The sequence below is a fragment of the Bacillus cereus group sp. BfR-BA-01311 genome (assembly GCF_022664295.1).
GTDB lineage: Bacteria > Bacillota > Bacilli > Bacillales > Bacillaceae_G > Bacillus_A > Bacillus_A cereus.
Genome location: NZ_JAKUHC010000001.1, coordinates 346,446 through 366,525 on the forward strand (window position 1 = coordinate 346,446; position 20,080 = coordinate 366,525).

The following is a 20,080-nucleotide window of genomic DNA, read 5'->3' on the forward strand; positions in this document are numbered from 1 at the left end:
CTGAAAGAAGCTTTAAATGAAGGGTAACAGAAAGCTAATCCTGAGAGCAGCTAATCACTGCCGTCTTGCCACGTTACGGCACCATGAGGTGATGAATTGATTGTTATTGTAATCAATTCATAATTAGGGTGGTATCGCGAGTTAACTCTCGTCCCTTTTATAGGGACGGGAGTTTTTTATATTTAAGGAGGAAAATACAATGAAACAACTAACAGGCGCACAAATTCGTCAAATGTTTTTAGACTTTTTCCAAGAAAAAGGACATGCAGTAGAACCTAGTGCATCACTAGTTCCGCATGAAGATCCATCTCTTCTATGGATTAATAGTGGTGTAGCTACATTAAAAAAATATTTTGATGGACGTGTAATCCCACAAAATCCACGTATTACAAATGCTCAAAAATCAATTCGTACAAACGATATTGAAAACGTAGGGAAAACAGCTCGTCACCATACATTCTTTGAAATGTTAGGAAACTTCTCAATTGGTGATTACTTCAAAGAAGAAGCAATTACATGGGCTTGGGAATTCTTAACGAGCGACAAATGGATCGGATTCGATAAAGAATTACTATCAGTTACAATCCATCCAGAAGATGAAGAAGCATTCACAATTTGGAATGAGAAAATGGGCGTTCCAAAAGAGCGTATTATCCGCTTAGAAGAAAACTTCTGGGATATCGGTGAAGGGCCAAGTGGACCGAATACAGAGATTTTCTATGACCGCGGAGAAGCTTACGGTAATGACTTTAGTGACCCAGAATTATATCCAGGCGGAGAAAACGAGCGTTACTTAGAAGTATGGAACCTTGTATTCTCTCAATTTAACCATAATCCAGACGGTTCATATACACCACTTCCTAAGAAAAACATTGATACAGGGATGGGTCTAGAGCGTATGACATCTATCGTTCAAGATGTACCTACGAACTTTGATACAGACCTATTCATGCCGATGATTGGTGCAACAGAAACAATTTCTGGTGAAAAATATCGTAATGGCGATTTAGAAAAAGATATGGCATTCAAAGTAATTGCTGACCATATCCGTACAGTAACATTCGCTGTTGGTGACGGTGCTCTTCCATCTAACGAAGGCCGTGGTTATGTATTACGTCGTTTATTACGCCGCGCTGTTCGTTATTCGAAGAAATTAAACATCAACCGTCCATTTATGTTTGAATTAGTACCGGTTGTTGGAGAAGTAATGAAAGACTTCTATCCAGAAGTACTTGAAAAGAAAGATTTCATTGCGAAAGTTGTGAAGAACGAAGAAGAGCGTTTCCATGAAACACTTCATGATGGTGAAGCGATTTTAGCTGAAGTAATTGCAAAAGCAAAAGAAGAAAAAACAACTGTTATTTCTGGAGTAGATGCGTTCCGTCTATATGACACATACGGTTTCCCAATTGAATTAACAGAAGAATATGCAGAAGAAGCTGGCATGACAGTTGATCATGAAGGTTTTGAAAATGAAATGGAAAAACAACGTGAGCGTGCACGTGCTGCTCGTCAAGACGTTGATTCTATGCAAGTTCAAGGTGGTGTCCTTGGAGAAATTAAAGTAGCGAGCGAATTCGTTGGTTACGGTACAGTTGCAACAGAAAGTAACGTTGTTGCACTTGTGAAAAACGGCGAATACACAGACAGCTTACAAGCTGGTGAAGAAGGACAGTTAATTCTTGATGTAACACCATTCTATGCTGAGAGTGGTGGACAAATTGCAGACCGTGGTTACCTTCTTGCAGATGGTGTGAAAGTTCTTGTAAAAGACGTACAAAAAGCACCAAACGGCCAAAACTTGCATAAAGTTGTTGTTGAAGAAGGTATATTAACGAAAGATGCGGCTGTAAAAGCTATTATCGATACGAAAAACCGTAGTAGCGTTGTAAAAAATCATACAGCAACTCACTTACTACACCAAGCATTAAAAGACGTACTTGGAACACACGTTAACCAAGCAGGTTCTCTTGTAACTTCTGAACGTCTACGTTTTGACTTCTCTCACTTCGGTCAAGTACAAGCTGACGAATTAGAAAAAATTGAGCGTATGGTAAACGAAAAAATTTGGGAAAGTATTGATGTTGAGATTTCTCAAAAAGCAATCGAAGAAGCGAAAGAAATGGGCGCAATGGCATTATTCGGTGAAAAATACGGAGATGTTGTACGCGTTGTACAAGTTGGCGATTACAGCTTAGAGCTTTGTGGTGGTTGTCACGTTGATAATACAGCTTCTATCGGTATTTTCAAAATCGTTGCTGAGTCTGGTATTGGTGCAGGAACTCGTCGTATTGAAGCAGTAACTGGTAAGTCTGCATACGAATTAATGAACGATCAAGTAGGTTTATTAAAAGAAGCAGCAGGAAAAATGAAAACAAATCCGAAAGATATTTTAACAAGAGTTGATGGTCTATTTGCTGAAGTGAAACAACTGCAAAAAGAAAATGAATCTCTTGCTGCGAAATTAAGCAATATCGAAGCTGGAAACTTAACTGATTCTGTAATGACAGTTGATGGTGTGAATGTATTAGCAGCGAAAGTAAATGTTGCAGATATGAACAACTTACGTACGATGATGGATGATCTGAAAAATAAATTAGAGTCAGCAGTTGTTGTATTAGCGTCTGTTAATGACGATAAAGTAAACATCCTAGCAGGTGTAACGAAAGACTTAATTAGCCAAGGTTACCATGCTGGTAAACTTGTGAAAGAAGTAGCTTCTCGTTGCGGCGGTGGCGGTGGTGGCCGTCCTGATATGGCGCAAGCAGGCGGTAAAAACCCAGCTCAAGTCGAAGAAGCTTTAGCATTTGTACAAGAGTACGTTAAATCTGTTTCAAAATAAAGAGATAGTAGTGTACAATGGTAGGGAGAGGAGAAGTTCTTCTCCCTATACTTACTATATAAGTGAGGTGCTTGAAATGGACGGTTTTGATAAAACAATGAAGTTTAGCATTCAAGATGAAAAACAGAGTGTCCATGTAAATGATGTACTTTTAACTGTGTATGATGCACTTCAAGAAAAAGGCTATAATCCGATTAACCAAATCGTCGGTTATTTATTAAGTGGAGACCCAGCATACATACCTCGCCATAAAGATGCACGTAGCATCATTCGCAAGCTTGAACGTGATGAGTTAATTGAAGAGCTTGTGAAGTCTTACTTGAAACATCATCGTGAGGAGTAGTTTATGCGGATATTAGGTTTAGATGTAGGTACAAAAACAGTCGGAGTTGCAATTAGCGACGAGATGGGCTGGACAGCACAAGGATTAGAAACAATTAAGATTAACGAAGAACGAGGTCACTTTGGTTTTGATCGTATTTCTGAGTTAGTAAAGCAGTACAATGTGGACAAAATAGTAGTAGGTTTACCTAAAAATATGAATGGTACAATTGGCCCACGTGGTGAAGCGTGCCAACAATTTGCAGAAAACCTACGAGAGCTGTTACAATTAGACGTTGTAATGTGGGACGAGCGTTTGTCAACAATGGCAGCGGAACGTCTACTCATTTCAGCTGATGTAAGTCGTAAGAAGCGAAAACAAGTAATCGATAAGATGGCTGCAGTCGTAATCTTACAAGGATTTTTAGATAGAAAATAAGAGGTGACCAAAATGGAAGAACGTCAAATTACAATTGTAGACGAAAAAGGTAACGAACATTTATGTGAAATTATTTTCACTTTTGATGCTGACAAATTTGGTAAAAAATCATACGTAATCTTCTCTCCAATCGGTGAAGTAGATGAAGATGGAGACCCAATTTATGATGCAATGGCTTATGAGCAAAATGAAGAAGAGGGCGGAGTTTTACTTCCAATCGAATCAGAAGAAGAGTGGGAAATGGTACAAGAAACGTTTAACACTATTGCTGATGAGCAAGAAGCTGAATAATAAGTACTGAAAAGATGGACGACATACAGTCCATCTTTTTTTTGTATTTATATGTAAAATGAAAGATTTTTTGTCGAAACTGTGTAAGTCTTTGTAGTATAATGAGACGGATTGTAGAAAAATAAAGTATCAATTAAAAAAGATAAGTGAATTTGTTGCGTTTTTACATCGTGCTGTATAGAAAGGTGTACATACGGTCTACAATTAAGTAAGGAGGAAATGTTTTGATAGAGAATCAAGTGAAAAAGAAGCGTAGACGCATCTTTTTATTTTCGATTATTGCACTGCTTTTAGTTTGTGGTTCAGTCTATGCGTATATTTCATCCGCATTAGGACCAGTTGATAGCGGGAATAAAAAAGAGATTGAAGTAGAAATTCCGAAAGGATCATCTACAAGTAAAATTGGAGAAATTTTAGAAGAAAAAGGCGCTGTAAAAAACGGTACAGTTTTTAGTTTTTATACAAAGGCTAAATCGAAAAGTTTACAAGCAGGTACATATTTATTAAATCCTTCAATGAATGCTGAAGATGTGATCGAACAAATGTCATCTGGCAACGTGCATCGTCCAGCTCTTTATAAAGTGACGATTAAAGAAGGGGCGCAAGTAACTGAAATTGCAGAAACGATTGCGACAGAACTAAAGTGGAATAAAGATGATGTTACGCGTCAATTAAACGATAAAGCATTTATTCAAAAAATGCAGCAAAAGTATCCGAAGTTATTAACAGATAAAATCTTTGATAGTAATATTAAATACCCATTAGAAGGTTATTTATATCCTGCAACGTATTCGTTTTATAAGAAAGATACGACGTTAGAAGCAATTGTAATTCCAATGCTTGAGAAAACAAATGCAATCATTGTTCAAAATGAGGCGAAAATGAAAGCGAAGAATTGGGATGTTCATCAGCTTTTAACATTATCTTCACTTATTGAAGAAGAGGCAACTGGTTTTACAGATCGTCAAAAGATCTCTAGTGTCTTTTATAATCGTTTAACAAAAGGTATGCCACTTCAAACGGATCCAACGGTATTATATGCACTTGGAAAGCATAAACAACGTGTATTATACGAAGATTTAAAGGTCAACTCACCGTATAATACGTATGTTGTAAAAGGATTGCCGGTAGGGCCGATCGCAAACTCTGGTAAACATTCAGTGGAAGCTGCGTTAGAACCTGCGCAAACAGATTATTATTATTTCTTAGCTGCACCAAGTGGTGAAGTGTATTATGCGAAAACATTAGAAGAGCATAATGCATTAAAGCAAAAATACATTACGAAAAAACAGTGAAATGGGGAGGGATAGCGAAAAAAGTCGCACATCCCTCTTTTTTGTGGTAAAATATATCGGGTTAAAAACTGGCAGAAGAATCGTTTTTAATATCAAAACGGGACGTACAAGCTAAGGGTAAAGCTGGCTTGTATTTTTATTGCATTCTATGTGTGAAAAGACGTCATAGAGGCACTTCTCCATGTAAATAAGGAGGACCATTTATGGAGGATGCAGTTAACGAGTACCTATTATCATTTATTGATCCGAAAGATAAATTAATTCTTGAAATGGAAGAATATGCAACAGAAAATCATGTGCCGATTATGGATCGACTTGGAATGGAATTTATGCTGCAATTTTTACGTTTAATTGGACCGAAAAGCATTTTAGAACTTGGAACAGCAATCGGTTATTCTAGTATTCGTATGATGCAAGCTATTCCAAATTCACGTATTGTGACAGTTGAGCGCAATCGTGAGCGATATGAAAAAGCACTTGAATATATAGAACGTTCCCCAGTAACAGATCGTATTTCAGTTATTTACGGTGATGCGTTAGAGACAGGTGAACAAGTAAAAGAACACGGGACATTTGACGTTATTTTTATTGATGCAGCAAAAGGACAGTATCGTCGCTTTTTTGACTTATATGAACCGTTATTAAATCCTGGTGGAGTAATTATTTCAGATAATGTTATGTACCACGGTCTTGTAACGACAAAAGAGAAAATTGAAAACAGACGTACACGTGGTTTAATCCGTCGTATTAAGACGTACAATGAGTGGCTTATGAATCATGAAGGATATGATACAACGATTTTCCCAATTGGTGATGGAGTAGCTGTTAGTAAAAAGAGAGGGTGACCAAGGTATGAAGAAACCTGAATTGTTAGTAACGCCAAGAGCGGTGGCGGATATCGAACCTCTTGCGAAAGCAGGAGCAGATGCGGTAATGATCGGTGAGCAAAAGTTTGGTTTACGTTTAGCAGGGGAGTTTTCACGTGAAGATGTAAAACAAACTGTGAAGATTGCACATGAAAATGGTGTGAAAGTATACGTAGCCATGAACGCTATGTTCCACAACGATAAAGTAGAAGAATTAACAGATTACGTTTCATTTTTAAACGAAGTAAATGTAGATGCAATTGTTTTCGGAGATCCAGCGGTATTAATGGCTGTTCGCGAAGTAGCACCAAATATGCAGTTGCACTGGAATACAGAAACGACAGCAACAAACTGGTTCACTTGTAACTACTGGGGACAAAGAGGAGCGAAGCGCGCTGTATTAGCTCGTGAGCTGAGCTTAGATGAAATTGTTGATTTAAAAGAAAATGCTGAAGTGGAACTAGAAGTACAAATTCACGGTATGACTTGTATGTTCCAATCGAAGCGTTCATTAGTAGGAAACTACTTTGAGTATCAAGGACGTAATCTTGACATTGAAAAGAAAAAATATGAAGAGAATATGTTCTTATATGACCCAGAGCGTAACAATAAATATCCAATTTATGAAGATGAAAATGGTACTCACATTATGAGTCCGAACGATATTTGTTTCATCGATGAATTAGAGGAACTAATCGAAGCTGAAGTTGATAGCTTAAAAATCGACGGTGTACTAAAAAGCTCTGAATACATTATTGAAGTAACGAAGAAATATCGTCAAGCGATTGATTTATGCGTAGAAGATCGTGATGCATATTATGACGTGAAAGATGATCTATATAAAGAAATAGAAGAAATGCAACCAGTAAATCGTCCGTTAGATACAGGATTCTTCTTTAAAGAAACGGTTTACTAAACGAGGAGGGTGTAGGAAATGACTGTACAAGAAATTTCACGAGTGATCGATGGCAAACGTGTTATTGTGAAGAAACCTGAACTGTTAATCCCTGCGGGTAACTTAGAAAAATTAAAAGTAGCTATCCATTACGGGGCAGATGCTGTATATTTAGGTGGACAAGAATTTGGTCTTCGTTCGAATGCAGGTAACTTTACGCTAGAAGAAATGGCAGAAGGCGTTGAGTTTGCAAAGAAGTATGGAGCAAAAATATACGTAACAACAAATATCTTTGCACATAATGAAAATATGGACGGGCTAGAGGAATATTTAAAAGGGATTGAAAAAGCTGGCGTAACGGGAATTATCGTTGCTGATCCGCTTATCATTGAGACTTGTAAACGCGTAGCGCCTTCTGTTGAGGTGCATTTAAGCACACAGCAATCACTATCCAACTGGAAAGCAGCACAGTATTGGAAAGAAGAAGGTTTACATCGTCTTGTATTAGCTCGTGAAGCAAGCTATGAAGAAATGAAAGAAATTAAAGAAAAAGTGGATATTGAAATTGAAGCATTCGTACATGGTGCAATGTGTATCGCATATTCAGGAAGATGCACATTAAGTAACCATATGACAGCGCGTGATTCTAATCGTGGTGGTTGTTGCCAATCTTGCCGCTGGGATTATGATTTAGTTCAAACAGTATCACAACATAAAGATGCAAAAGAGCTTCCTCTATTCCAAGAAGGAGATGCTCACTTTGCGATGAGTCCAAAAGATTTAAATTTAATTTTATCAATTCCGAAAATGATTGAAATCGGAATCGATAGCTTAAAGGTAGAAGGACGTATGAAATCAATCCATTACGTAGCGACTGTAGCAACTGTATATCGTAAAGTAATTGATGCTTATTGTGCGGATCCAGATAACTTTGAGTTTAAACAAGAATGGTTAGATGAGCTTGATAAATGTGCAAATCGTGATACAGCTCCTGCATTCTTTGAAGGGGTTCCAGGACATCAAGAGCAAATGTTTGGAAATCATAGTAAGAAAACAACGTATGATTTTGCTGGTTTAGTGTTAGATTATAATGAAGAAACGGGCATCGTAACGATTGAGCAACGTAATCATTTCAAACCAGGACATGAAGTGGAGTTCTTTGGACCAGAAATAGAAAACTTTACGCAAACGGTGGAGAAAATTTGGGATGAGGATGGAAACGAATTAGATGCAGCGAGACATCCGTTGCAAATCGTGAAATTCAAAGTGGATCAACGAGTGTATGTGAATAATATGATGCGCAAAAGCATACTTCAATAAGAAAGAGTGATAGTCGAATGGGGACGAATAAGCCTGTTGTAATTGGAATTGCTGGTGGTTCGGGATCAGGTAAAACGAGTGTAACGAAAGCGATTTTTGACCATTTTAAAGGTCATTCTATTTTAATCTTAGAGCAAGATTATTATTACAAAGATCAAAGCCATTTACCAATGGAAGAGCGTTTAAAAACAAATTATGATCATCCGCTTGCGTTTGATAATGATCTGTTAATTGAACATTTGCAGCAGTTGCTTGCATATGAGCAAATTGATAAGCCTGTATATGACTATACATTGCATACGCGTTCAGAAGAAATTATTCCAGTTGAGCCGAAAGATGTAATTATTTTAGAAGGAATTCTTATTTTAGAAGACCCACGTCTTTGCGAGTTAATGGACATTAAATTATTCGTTGATACGGATGCTGACCTTCGTATTCTGCGTCGCATGCAGCGTGATATTAAAGAGCGCGGTCGTACGATGGATTCAGTTATTGATCAGTACGTAAATGTTGTACGTCCAATGCACAATCAATTTATTGAGCCTTCTAAGAAATTTGCGGATATTATTATCCCTGAAGGTGGACAAAACCACGTTGCAATTGATATTATGGTGACAAAAATTGCAACAATTCTTGAACAAAAAGTAAATTTGTAATAGCATAGTAAAAGATATACGGTAGGAAGGGATTTTTTCCCTTCCTATCGAATACAATGAAACATGCAACCTCATCTATATATAGGTGAGGGCATATTTATATCAACTTTCCATACATATCTTCTTTATATAAAGAAGAATTGGAAATACGGGGTTGTATGTGACAACTCCGCTAGTGCAAGGGTACTAGAAACCTCCGCTAACAATGGAAGCGGAGGAGTTTTCATATGGAACTCCTCTTTTTTTCGGGGGATTGGTATATAAAAGGAGTGGAAAATATGTCAACAGAAAAAACATACCCTATGACGCAAGAGGGTAAGCAAAAACTAGAGAACGAACTTGAGCAATTAAAAACAGTAAGACGTAAAGAAGTAGTAGAACGTATTAAAATCGCACGTAGCTTCGGGGACCTTTCTGAGAACTCTGAGTACGATGCAGCGAAAGATGAGCAAGCGTTCGTAGAAGGACGTATTACACAATTAGAAAATATGATTCGTAACGCAGTTATCATTAAAGATAATGGCGAAGTATCTACTGTTGTTACATTAGGTAAAACAGTAACATTTAAAGAATTACCTAATGGAGATGAAGAAGCGTACACAATCGTAGGTAGCGCGGAAGCTGACCCATTTGAAGGAAGAATTTCTAACGATTCTCCAATCGCAAAAAGCTTATTAGGTAAGCAAATTGGTGAGAAAGTAACAATCCAAACACCAGGCGGAGAAATGCAAGTAGAGATTGTCTCTGTAAAATAAAAAAAAAGATTCTCCTATCGGGAGAATCTTTTTTTTTATCCCGCTATTTGCCAGGCAGTAAGACCACTATCTCAAACTTCAGCGGAAGTAAAGAAGTTAGGTGGGCGTCGGACTGCTCGTAAACGCCCGCTTGGTGAGGGCTAATTAAAGTTTCACTTTATCTGTAGAATAGAAAAAATTGTGTAAACCTTAGAGTGATTCGACAAAAAATGTCAAAAAAACATTTTAAACTTTGATATCATAATTGGAGAATATAGGTTTCAAAAGGGAAAAGGGGCTAATTATGAAACATAAAATCTTTACAGGATTGGTTTGTAGTATCTCTATATTAGGACTTGCTGCCTGCGGAACGAAAGAGGAAACTACATCATCAAAGGGAGAAAAAGTGAAGCAAGAAGAAAAACAGGATATTAAAGCAACTGAGAGTTCAAAAGCAACTGAGAGTTCAAAAGCCTTAGCAAATCCACAAGATAAAAAGGAATTCAATGATTTTGATGTAGCGTATCAATTAGCTATTGTGATGAAAATATTTCAAGATGTAACGATTAAGTACGATTATGCGATTGGGAATCCAGATTATTTATTGCGAGATTCGATGGATCAAAAAACAATAGATGATATGAAGAATATGTTACAAGAACAGGCGAAAAATAATGATAAAATTTTAAAAGATGAAGTGAATCAAGCATATACATATTTAAAACAATCGAAAGTAAGTAATAAAGATGACGTTCAAAAAATAATAGATGCACAAAATAATTATTTACATATTGTAGATAAGATGATTACTTGTATTGATTCTGTAACAGTTGAGAATGCAAAAGAAAAAAGAAATGAAATGGATAATTTCAGTAAGGACTATTTAAAAGTAGCGGCTAATGTAACAACTACTGTAATTGAAGTTGCTAAAAACACTGGAGTGAATGAAACTGAATTTAAATCGCTTCTTACGAAATTTTTAGAGAAGCCAAAAAAACAATAATAGCTTTATATAATATCTATTTTTGTTTTGGAGCTTGTATAAATAAAATAGTACCTCGTCTAAACTACAATAGACGAGGTGTTTTTTATGAAAATAAAACGGAGAATTACAATTGTTTTAATTTGTTTTATGAGCGTTATGTTTTTATTGCTTTGTCGTTTAATCCAAATTCAAATTATAGATACAGAATCATTTACTGATCGCAAAATAAATTTAATTGAAAAAAGTGTTACGCAACGCACACAATCTATTACAGTAGACGATGGACGTGGGCAGTTTATAGATCGTAATGGTAAAGAAATAGGTGAGGAAAAATATCCTGTTTTAATTATTTTTCCATTTTTACAAATAAAAAATGACATGTTAGAGAAAATCGCGCATATCATTGGTGTGTCGAGACAAGAGATTAGAAGACAAATGAAAAATAACAAAAATGCATTTACCCTACAAGGAGAAACTGCTCCATTTCGAGTGACACGAGAGCAGATGGAGAAGGTAAATGAATTACATGTATTAGGTATTGTAGCAGCTGAAGTGCGATTAAAACAAACTGGAGAGATAAGTCATTTAATTGGTGATGTAGGGGAGAACGAAAGGGAATTTCAAAAGCGATATGGAGAATTGAAAAAAATTTCAAAACAAACGCCGATAGGTATTTCAGGATTACAGCAATCATTTGATGAATTTCTATTGACTGATGGAGAGGCAAAAGTATTATATCAAGTAGATCGGCAAGGAGAACCAATTTTCGGAAAGCAAGCGAAATACACTTCACCAGGAAATCCATTTTATCCAGTTAGGATTCAAACTACTTTACATAAAGAGTTGCAGCAAAAAGCAGAAGAAGTGATTGAAGCAAACGAAATAAAGAAGGGGGGATTAGTATTACTTGATGTAAAGACAAATGAAATATTAGCGATGGTTAGTAAGCCGTCTTTACAAGTAAGGGATGAGAATTTATATAAAACTACACTTGAAAATCAAATGTTAACGCCACATTTTCCAGGCTCTGTTTTTAAAACAGTAGTTGCAGCTGCAGTCATTGATCAAAAAGTAAATTTGTTTAATCGGACATTTAACTGTAATAAAGATTTATATGGTGAAAACGACCCGCAAGTTAGGATGGGTACGCTTAACTTTAAAGAGAGCTTTGCTAGGAGCTGTAACAGGACATTTTCCGAGTTAGGTAACGAGCTATTACAAAAGGATAGGACGGTGTTAGAAACATACGTAGCAGCTCTAGGAGCAAATGAAAAGGTTGGATGGAAAGGTTCTGTATTTCATACACCTCATTTTGAGCAAATGCCAGAAGAGAAAGGCACTACTATTTGGGGGAATGAAGAAAATAAAAGTAATAAAAAAGCGGTAGAACAAACAGCGATTGGACAGAAAGATGTACGTATATCACCTCTAGCAATTGCAAATATGATGGCGACGATTGCGAGGAATGGAGAAAAGATGGAAGTGAAAGCTGTTGAAAAAATAGTATATAAAAATGGAGCGGATTTTTTTACATTTGAGAGCCATACGTTAAATGGAAAACAGCTTTCGTATGAAACAGTGAAAACATTACAAGAGTTATTAAGAGGCGTTGTAACAAGGGAGAAAGGAACAGGAACAGCATTCCGTTCGTTGCCACTAAGTGTTGCTGGAAAATCCGGGACAGCGCAAACAGGGAAAGGGACGAGGGTGAATCGCTGGTTTGCAGGTTATTTTCCGTATGAGAATCCAAGATATGCTTTAGTTGTTGTTGATCTAGAGACTGATAGCAAAGTGAATAAAGTTACACCTACTTTTAAAGATATGGTGGGAGCAATCTATCAATTGGAGAATGAAAAGTAATCTTGCAATTTATAGTGAAATGTCTTCATTTCATGAAAATATCATTGTAAATGTTCAACCTTTCTAGATTTAATGTTACAATAGCAATTAGGAAAAACTGCATGGAGGTTTGGAGAATGGCAGGAGGATCAAGATTCCAACAGAAACAACAAAAACGTCGTCAAAACGGTGTTTTAAATATTGCAATCGCTATTGTATTACTATTAGTAGCTATTGTAGCATATCAATTGTTCGTTCCTAGTACGAAAGAGCAAGCATCTTCTACTGATAAGAAAGTCTCTCAACAAACAACAAAGAATGAGAAAGCTGGAAAATCAGAAGATAAAGAATCTGCTAAGAAAAAAGAAAAAGAACAAGAGCAAGCAGAAGCTAAGAAAAAAGCTGAAGAAGAGAAGCTAAAGGCTGAAGAAGAACAGAAAAAAGCTGAAGAAGAAGCGAAAGCTAACGAGAAAGTATCAGCTGAAAAAACTGTATCTAAGGCAAAAGAGGCTTACACAAAACCTTCTTGGAAAGCTGTAGGAACAGAACAAGGTTCATCACCGGCGATGACGTTTAAACAAGGGTCATCAGATTGGAATGAGATGCAAAGTGCAATTGCTGCAGGTGTTGAGATACCGAAAGAGCAATTAGTATTCCATTTTGTTGGAAGAGACAAAACTGGAAAGAGCAAAGCTTATGGTGATGTTCAAGATAAGCAAAGTGGGAAAAGATATTACGTAAATATTGATTGGGTAGACAATGAGGGCTGGAAACCAGTACTTGTTCAAACTCTAAACTAAAAAAGAGAAGCTCCTTAGGAGCTTCTCTTTTTTGTTAACGTAATTTCTTTAATTTAAAATGAACAACCGCGCTATAATACGGTCTTTTGCTTTCAGGATCCATAACCATTTGATGAGAGATGTGATGAACTTCAAGCATAAGTGCTTTATTATTATCAATTTGTTCACTAATTTTTCGTTCTAAAGAAGCTAAGTCTCCCGCTTCAAAAAACTCTACTTTATCTTCTAACATTTCAAAGGTAAATGACATGAAGACGGCCCCTCTCCTATGTAATCAACTATAGTGTAACAAAGAAAAGAAGGAAATACCATGTACATTTCAATTGACATTTTTAGAAAGAGGGAATATCATACTGATAAAACCGATAAGAAAAAGGGGAATTTTTATGGGTACAGAATTTAATGGTTTATTTGATGAGTGGGCTCATACGTACGACTCATTTGTACAAGGCGAAGATATACAATATAAAGAAGTTTTCGCTCATTATGAGGACATTCTAGAGGATGTAGTTAACAAGTCATTTGGTAATGTATTAGAATTTGGTGTCGGTACAGGTAATTTAACAAATAAATTATTACTTGCTGGCCGCACAGTTTACGGTATAGAACCGTCGCGTGAAATGCGCATGATTGCAAAAGAGAAATTGCCAAAAGAATTTTCAATTACAGAGGGTGATTTTCTTTCGTTTGAAGTTCCAAATTCAATTGATACCATTGTAAGCACCTATGCATTTCATCATTTAACAGATGATGAAAAAAATGTAGCGATTGCGAAGTATAGTCAATTGCTAAACAAAGGTGGTAAAATAGTGTTTGCTGATACGATATTTGCAGATCAAGATGCATATGATAAAACTGTTGAAACAGCAAAAGAAAGAGGTTTCCACCAGTTAGCAAACGATTTGCAAACGGAATACTATACACGTATTCCAGTTATGCAGACTATTTTTGAAAACAATGGCTTCCATGTAACTTTCACGAGATTAAATCATTTCGTTTGGGTAATGGAGGCAACTAAGCAATAGAAAGAGGGATTAGATTGAGAATTGCTGTAATTGGAGCAATGGAAGAAGAAGTACGTATTTTACGTGACAAATTAGAACAAGCAGAAACAGAAACGGTTGCTGGTTGTGAATTTACGAAAGGGCTATTAGCAGGGCATGAAGTAATCTTGTTAAAGTCTGGTATTGGTAAAGTAAACGCAGCGATGTCAACGACAATTTTATTAGAAAAATATAAGCCTGAAAAAGTCATTAATACTGGTTCAGCTGGTGGATTCCATCATTCTCTAAACGTTGGTGATGTAGTTATTTCCACTGAAGTTCGTCACCATGACGTAGATGTAACAGCATTTAACTATGAATATGGTCAAGTACCAGGAATGCCGCCTGGATTTAAAGCTGATGAGGCGTTAGTTGCATTAGCTGAGAAATGTATGCAGGCTGAAGAAAATATTCAAGTTGTAAAAGGTATGATTGCAACAGGTGATTCATTTATGAGTGATCCGAACCGCGTTGCAGCCATCCGTGATAAATTTGAAAATCTTTATGCGGTAGAAATGGAAGCAGCAGCTGTTGCACAAGTATGCCACCAATATGAAATTCCGTTTGTTATCATTCGCGCACTTTCTGATATTGCTGGTAAAGAATCAAATGTTTCATTTGATCAGTTTTTAGATCAAGCAGCTCTTCATTCTACAAACTTTATCGTAAAAGTGTTAGAAGAGTTAAAGTAATGTAACAAAAAGGCAACTGTCTCATATAAAGAAAATACATACAGTTGCCTTTTCTTTATTGGCAAACAAGGGGGAGAACACGATGAATGTATATCGTGGAGTTCATGAGTTAATTGGTCATACACCAATTGTAGAAATTACTCGTTTTTCACTTCCAACAGGGGTCCGTTTATTTGCAAAGCTTGAATTTTATAATCCAGGCGGAAGCGTTAAGGATCGTTTAGGAAGAGAATTAATCGAAGATGCGCTAGAAAAAGGGCTTGTTACCCAGGGTGGAACAATTATTGAACCGACTGCTGGGAATACTGGTATTGGACTGGCACTTGCAGCATTAGAACATGATTTACGTGTTATTGTTTGTGTACCAGAGAAATTTAGTATTGAAAAACAAGAATTAATGAAAGCACTAGGTGCAACTGTCATGCATACACCGACTGAGCAAGGAATGACCGGTGCAATTGCTAAAGCAAAAGAGTTAGTAAATGAAATACCGAATTCATACTCTCCAAGTCAGTTCGCAAATGAGGCAAATCCTCGTGCATATTTTAAAACATTAGGACCTGAACTGTGGGACGCATTGAATGGAGAGATTAACATATTTGTTGCTGGAGCAGGAACTGGCGGTACGTTTATGGGGACTGCATCTTACTTGAAAGAAAAAAATATAGATATTAAAACAGTTATCGTAGAGCCAGAAGGATCTATTTTAAATGGTGGTAAGGCTGGTTCACATGAGACCGAAGGAATTGGACTGGAATTTATCCCCCCATTTTTGAAGACATCTTATTTTGATGAAATTCATACGATTTCTGATCGAAATGCATTTTTACGAGTGAAAGAATTAGCGCAAAAAGAAGGACTTCTCGTTGGAAGCTCTTCAGGAGCAGCATTTCATGCGAGCTTACTTGAGGCAGAGAAGGCAGCACCAGGTACAAATATTGTAACCATTTTTCCAGATAGCAGTGAGCGCTATTTAAGTAAAGACATATACAAAGGATGGGAATAAAAAATGAGAGCAAAGACAAAGTTAATTCATGGTATTCGCATAGGAGAACCTTCAACTGGATCTGTAAACGTACCGATTTATCAAACAAGTACGTACAAACAAGAAGCAGTTGGTAAGCATCAAGGATATGAATATTCACGTACAGGTAACCCAACACGTGCAGCTTTAGAAGAAATGATTGCTGTATTAGAAAATGGGCATGCTGGATTTGCATTTGGTTCAGGAATGGCTGCTATTACAGCGACAATTATGTTGTTCTCAAAAGGTGACCACGTTATTTTAACAGATGATGTGTATGGCGGAACATACCGCGTTATTACGAAAGTATTAAACCGTTTCGGTATTGAGCATACATTTGTAGATACAACAAACTTAGAGGAAGTTGAAGAAGCGATTCGTCCAAATACGAAAGCAATTTATGTAGAAACACCAACGAACCCACTACTAAAAATTACTGATATTAAGAAAATATCTACTCTTGCTAAAGAGAAAGACTTATTAACAATTATTGATAACACATTCATGACGCCATATTGGCAGTCGCCGATTTCTTTAGGAGCAGATATTGTGCTTCATAGTGCAACGAAATATTTAGGAGGTCATAGTGACGTAGTTGCAGGTCTAGTAGTTGTAAATAGCCCACAACTAGCAGAAGATCTTCACTTTGTACAAAACTCAACAGGAGGTATTCTTGGGCCACAAGACAGCTTCTTACTACTTCGTGGTTTAAAAACATTAGGAATTCGTATGGAAGAACATGAAACGAATTCACGCGCTATTGCTGAGTTCTTAAATAATCATCCAAAAGTAAATAAAGTATATTACCCAGGTCTTGAATCACATCAAAACCACGAGTTAGCAACAGAACAAGCAAATGGATTTGGGGCAATTATCTCATTTGATGTAGATAGTGAAGAGACATTAAATAAAGTACTTGAGAAATTGCAGTACTTTACACTTGCTGAAAGTTTAGGAGCAGTAGAAAGTTTAATTTCTATTCCATCTCAAATGACACATGCATCAATCCCAGCTGATCGCCGCAAAGAATTAGGAATTACAGATACATTAATTCGTATTTCTGTCGGTATTGAAGATGGTGAAGATTTAATTGAAGATTTAGCACAAGCGCTAGCATAATAAAAAAACGCACTGCTCTATATTAGCAGTGCGTTTTTTTATTACATTATTTTGTGAAACATTTCACAAAATAGACATACACAAACGAAATGATTTCATGTATATTGAATTCAGGAAATGTTACTCACGAACAAACTTGTGAAACATTTCACAAACAATGAAATTCATGTAGGAAAGCATCTCTATTTTTTTATGTTAATTGGGACTTATTTTGACCTATAGGGACATATAAGGAACGTGATAGTAGAATAGGAGGAAATTTACATGGTAGTCAAAGAGAAAGTTGTAAATGAAATGCAGGAAGTAAAAAAGATGATTGATACGCTAGTAAATAATGGTCAACAAGCTTTACAAGCATTAGAAAGTTTTACACAAGAGGAAATTGACAACATTGTTCATGAAATGGCATTAGCAGGTGTTGATCAACATATGCCGCTAGCAAAATTAGCAGTTGAAGAAACTGGCCGTGGTGTATATGAAGACAAATGCATTAAAAATATTTTTGCCACTGAATATATTTGGCATAGTATAAAGCAAGATAAAACGGTAGGAATTATTCACGAAGATTCTCATGAAGAAATAATAGAAATCGCGGAACCTGTCGGTGTAGTAGCTGGGGTAACGCCAGTAACGAATCCAACGTCGACAACAATGTTTAAAGCGTTAATTGCGATAAAAACAAGAAATCCAATTATTTTCGCATTTCATCCTTCCGCACAAAAATGTTCTGTGGCAGCGGCGAAAACAGTATATGATGCAGCGATGAAAGCTGGTGCACCAAAACACTGTATTCAATGGATTGAAAGACCGTCTGTTGAAGCGACGAAACAATTAATGAACCATGATGGTGTAGCACTCGTTCTAGCAACTGGAGGCGCTGGTATGGTGAAATCAGCTTACTCTACTGGAAAACCAGCGTTAGGCGTTGGGCCTGGTAATGTACCGTGTTATATAGAAAAATCAGCACATGTAAAACGAGCTGTTAATGATTTAATTTTATCGAAAACATTTGATAACGGTATGATTTGTGCATCGGAACAAGCAATCATTGTCGATAAAGAAATCTATGATGATGTTAAAACAGAAATGATTGAAAACAATTGTTACTTTGTAACAGAAGAAGAAAGAGAAAAATTAGAAAAGCTTGTTATAAATGAAAATACATGTGCAGTAAATAGTGATATTGTAGGGAAATCAGCACAGTATATTGCCGATTTAGTTGGGATTACTGTTCCTGAACATACAAAAATGCTTGTAGCTGAAATTCAAGGTATCGGAGCAGCATATCCGTTATCTCGTGAGAAACTGAGTCCAGTATTAGCTTGTGTGAAGGCGAATTCATTAGAAGAAGGATTTACATATTGCGAAGAAATGTTGAACCTCGGTGGTTTAGGACATTCAGCAGTTATCCATTCTACAAATAAAGATGTGCAAAAGCAATTTGGGTTACGTATGAAAGCTTGCCGTCTCATTGTAAATGCACCTTCATCACAAGGTGGAATAGGGGATATATATAATGGATTTATTCCATCACTTACACTTGGTTGTGGTTCATACGGAAAGAATTCAGTTTCCCAAAATGTAACAGCCACTCATTTATTAAATATAAAAAGGCTGGCAAATAGAAAAAAGAATATGCAGTGGTTCAAATTACCACCAAAAATTTATTTTGAAAAACATGCTACAGCTTATTTAGCAAATATGCCTAACATTTCACGTGCATTTATTGTAACGGACCCTGGAATGGTTGAACATGGCTATGTCGATACAGTCGCGCACTATTTAAACAAGCATGCAAATGATGTGAAAGTTGAAGTTTTCTTTGAGGTCGAACCAGATCCATCAGATGAAACTGTTTTTAAAGGTGCGGAAATGATGAGAAGCTTTAAGCCAGATGTAATTATCGCACTTGGTGGTGGTTCAGCTATGGATGCAGCAAAAGGAATGTGGTTATTCTATGAGCATCCAGAAACGACATTCTATGGCATTAAACAGAAGTTTTTAGATATAAGAAAACGTACATGTAAATATCCGGAATTAGGAAATAAGGCGCAGTTTGTTGCGATTCCAACGACATCAGGAACGGGATCAGAAGTGACACCATTTGCGGTTATTACAGATAAGAAAAATAATATAAAGTATCCGCTTGCAGATTATGAATTAACACCAGATGTAGCAATTGTTGATCCGCAATTTGTAATGACAGTACCACCACATGTAACAGCAGATACTGGTATGGATGTTTTAACACATGCAATTGAGGCGTATGTGTCTGTTATGGCAAATGACTATACAGATGGATTAGCATTAAAAGCTATTGATCTCGTATTCAAATATTTACCGAGAGCATATAAAGATGGAAATGATGAAGAAGCAAGAGAAAAAATGCATAACGCTTCTGCAATTGCAGGTATGGCATTTGCAAATGCTTTCCTCGGTATTAATCACAGCTTAGCACATAAAATTGGACCAGAATTCCATATTCCGCACGGACGCGCAAATGCCATTCTAATGCCGCATGTAGTCCGCTATAATGCTATTAAGCCAAGAAAACACGCATTGTTCTCAAAATATGAGCACTTTGTGGCAGATGAAAGATATGCACATATAGCGAGAATGCTCGGGCTTCCAGCAAGCTCGGCAGCAGAAGGGGTGGAATCACTCGTCAAAGCAATTATTGAGCTTGGAAAAAGCTTAAATATTAATATGAGTATTGCAGGACAAGGAGTAGATAAAGAGCAATTTGAAGAGGTTGTTGGAGTATTAGCAGAAAGAGCTTTTGAAGATCAATGTACAACTGCTAATCCAAAGTTGCCGCTTATTTCAGAACTGAAAGAAATTTATATGGAAGCATATAAAGGTGAATAATGATTAAAAAAGAGCCGCAGTAAAGCGGCTCTTTTTTTATTGGAAAACATC

Annotated in this window: 19 protein-coding genes and 1 other annotated feature (1 of these 20 running past the window's edge); of the genes, 18 read left to right on the top strand and 1 reads right to left on the bottom strand. The window is 36.6% G+C overall.

Translation table 11 applies throughout. From position 1 onward, the window contains the following. Positions 1-159 (top strand) — a binding site (T-box leader); it begins 61 nt to the left of the window's first position. Positions 160-199: 40 nt separating this feature from the next. From alaS to MR136_RS01870, 13 genes are all read left to right on the top strand, one after another. Continuing rightward, the gene (gene alaS, locus MR136_RS01810) at positions 200-2,842 is read left to right on the top strand and encodes an alanine--tRNA ligase (protein WP_061457720.1); all 2,643 of its coding nucleotides are present in this window, start codon (positions 200-202) and stop codon (positions 2,840-2,842) included. Positions 2,843-2,918: 76 nt separating this feature from the next. Next, the gene (locus tag MR136_RS01815; RefSeq protein WP_000348590.1) at positions 2,919-3,185 is read left to right on the top strand and encodes an IreB family regulatory phosphoprotein; all 267 of its coding nucleotides are present in this window, start codon (positions 2,919-2,921) and stop codon (positions 3,183-3,185) included. A gap of 3 nt (positions 3,186-3,188) precedes the next feature. After that, positions 3,189-3,602: a Holliday junction resolvase RuvX gene (gene ruvX / locus MR136_RS01820; protein ID WP_001221192.1), complete on the top strand. Its 414-nt coding sequence runs from the start codon at positions 3,189-3,191 to the stop codon at positions 3,600-3,602. A gap of 12 nt (positions 3,603-3,614) precedes the next feature. Then, positions 3,615-3,893 (top strand): DUF1292 domain-containing protein, encoded by a 279-nt coding sequence (locus tag MR136_RS01825; protein ID WP_000392730.1) that lies wholly within the window; start codon positions 3,615-3,617, stop codon positions 3,891-3,893. Between the two features lie 224 nt (positions 3,894-4,117). After that, a complete protein-coding gene (gene mltG, locus MR136_RS01830) occupies positions 4,118-5,188 on the top strand; it encodes an endolytic transglycosylase MltG (protein ID WP_000572134.1) in 1,071 nt (356 codons plus the stop codon). A 203-nt stretch (positions 5,189-5,391) separates the two neighbouring features. After that, complete coding sequence (locus MR136_RS01835; RefSeq protein WP_000389102.1) at positions 5,392-6,033, top strand: O-methyltransferase; 642 nt, start codon at positions 5,392-5,394, stop codon at positions 6,031-6,033. A gap of 7 nt (positions 6,034-6,040) precedes the next feature. Then, positions 6,041-6,970: a peptidase U32 family protein gene (locus MR136_RS01840; protein ID WP_000742801.1), complete on the top strand. Its 930-nt coding sequence runs from the start codon at positions 6,041-6,043 to the stop codon at positions 6,968-6,970. 18 nt (positions 6,971-6,988) lie between these two features. Next, on the top strand, positions 6,989-8,269 hold the full coding sequence (locus tag MR136_RS01845) for a peptidase U32 family protein (protein ID WP_000217974.1): 1,281 nt from the start codon (positions 6,989-6,991) through the stop codon (positions 8,267-8,269). Between the two features lie 17 nt (positions 8,270-8,286). Next, positions 8,287-8,925, top strand: coding sequence for a uridine kinase (gene udk / locus MR136_RS01850; RefSeq protein ID WP_000537078.1), 639 nt, complete (start codon positions 8,287-8,289; stop codon positions 8,923-8,925). 278 nt (positions 8,926-9,203) lie between these two features. Further along, on the top strand, positions 9,204-9,680 hold the full coding sequence (greA, locus tag MR136_RS01855) for a transcription elongation factor GreA (RefSeq protein WP_014894880.1): 477 nt from the start codon (positions 9,204-9,206) through the stop codon (positions 9,678-9,680). A 283-nt stretch (positions 9,681-9,963) separates the two neighbouring features. Next, entirely contained in the window at positions 9,964-10,662 is a 699-nt protein-coding gene (locus MR136_RS01860) for a hypothetical protein (RefSeq protein ID WP_000680872.1), read from the top strand. 87 nt (positions 10,663-10,749) lie between these two features. Continuing rightward, positions 10,750-12,504 (top strand): peptidoglycan D,D-transpeptidase FtsI family protein, encoded by a 1,755-nt coding sequence (locus tag MR136_RS01865; protein ID WP_000695148.1) that lies wholly within the window; start codon positions 10,750-10,752, stop codon positions 12,502-12,504. A gap of 116 nt (positions 12,505-12,620) precedes the next feature. Continuing rightward, positions 12,621-13,283 (top strand): YrrS family protein, encoded by a 663-nt coding sequence (locus MR136_RS01870; RefSeq protein ID WP_000897098.1) that lies wholly within the window; start codon positions 12,621-12,623, stop codon positions 13,281-13,283. A 34-nt stretch (positions 13,284-13,317) separates the two neighbouring features. Here MR136_RS01870 and MR136_RS01875 read toward each other — a convergent pair whose 3' ends face one another. Further along, positions 13,318-13,533 (bottom strand): YrzA family protein, encoded by a 216-nt coding sequence (locus MR136_RS01875; RefSeq protein WP_000010984.1) that lies wholly within the window; start codon positions 13,531-13,533, stop codon positions 13,318-13,320. Positions 13,534-13,669: 136 nt separating this feature from the next. Here MR136_RS01875 and MR136_RS01880 point away from each other — a divergent pair, with 136 nt between their 5' ends. The 5 genes from MR136_RS01880 (at position 13,670) to adhE (ending at position 20,029) form a co-directional block, all read left to right on the top strand. Continuing rightward, positions 13,670-14,308 (top strand): class I SAM-dependent DNA methyltransferase, encoded by a 639-nt coding sequence (locus MR136_RS01880; protein WP_000536320.1) that lies wholly within the window; start codon positions 13,670-13,672, stop codon positions 14,306-14,308. Positions 14,309-14,322: 14 nt separating this feature from the next. After that, positions 14,323-15,018: a 5'-methylthioadenosine/S-adenosylhomocysteine nucleosidase gene (mtnN, locus tag MR136_RS01885; protein ID WP_001217024.1), complete on the top strand. Its 696-nt coding sequence runs from the start codon at positions 14,323-14,325 to the stop codon at positions 15,016-15,018. A gap of 82 nt (positions 15,019-15,100) precedes the next feature. Further along, positions 15,101-16,024, top strand: coding sequence for an O-acetylserine dependent cystathionine beta-synthase (locus tag MR136_RS01890; protein WP_061457718.1), 924 nt, complete (start codon positions 15,101-15,103; stop codon positions 16,022-16,024). 3 nt (positions 16,025-16,027) lie between these two features. Then, on the top strand, positions 16,028-17,161 hold the full coding sequence (locus tag MR136_RS01895) for a bifunctional cystathionine gamma-lyase/homocysteine desulfhydrase (RefSeq protein ID WP_001201908.1): 1,134 nt from the start codon (positions 16,028-16,030) through the stop codon (positions 17,159-17,161). Between the two features lie 264 nt (positions 17,162-17,425). After that, complete coding sequence (gene adhE, locus MR136_RS01900; protein ID WP_061457717.1) at positions 17,426-20,029, top strand: bifunctional acetaldehyde-CoA/alcohol dehydrogenase; 2,604 nt, start codon at positions 17,426-17,428, stop codon at positions 20,027-20,029. Positions 20,030-20,080: the final 51 nt, after the last annotated feature.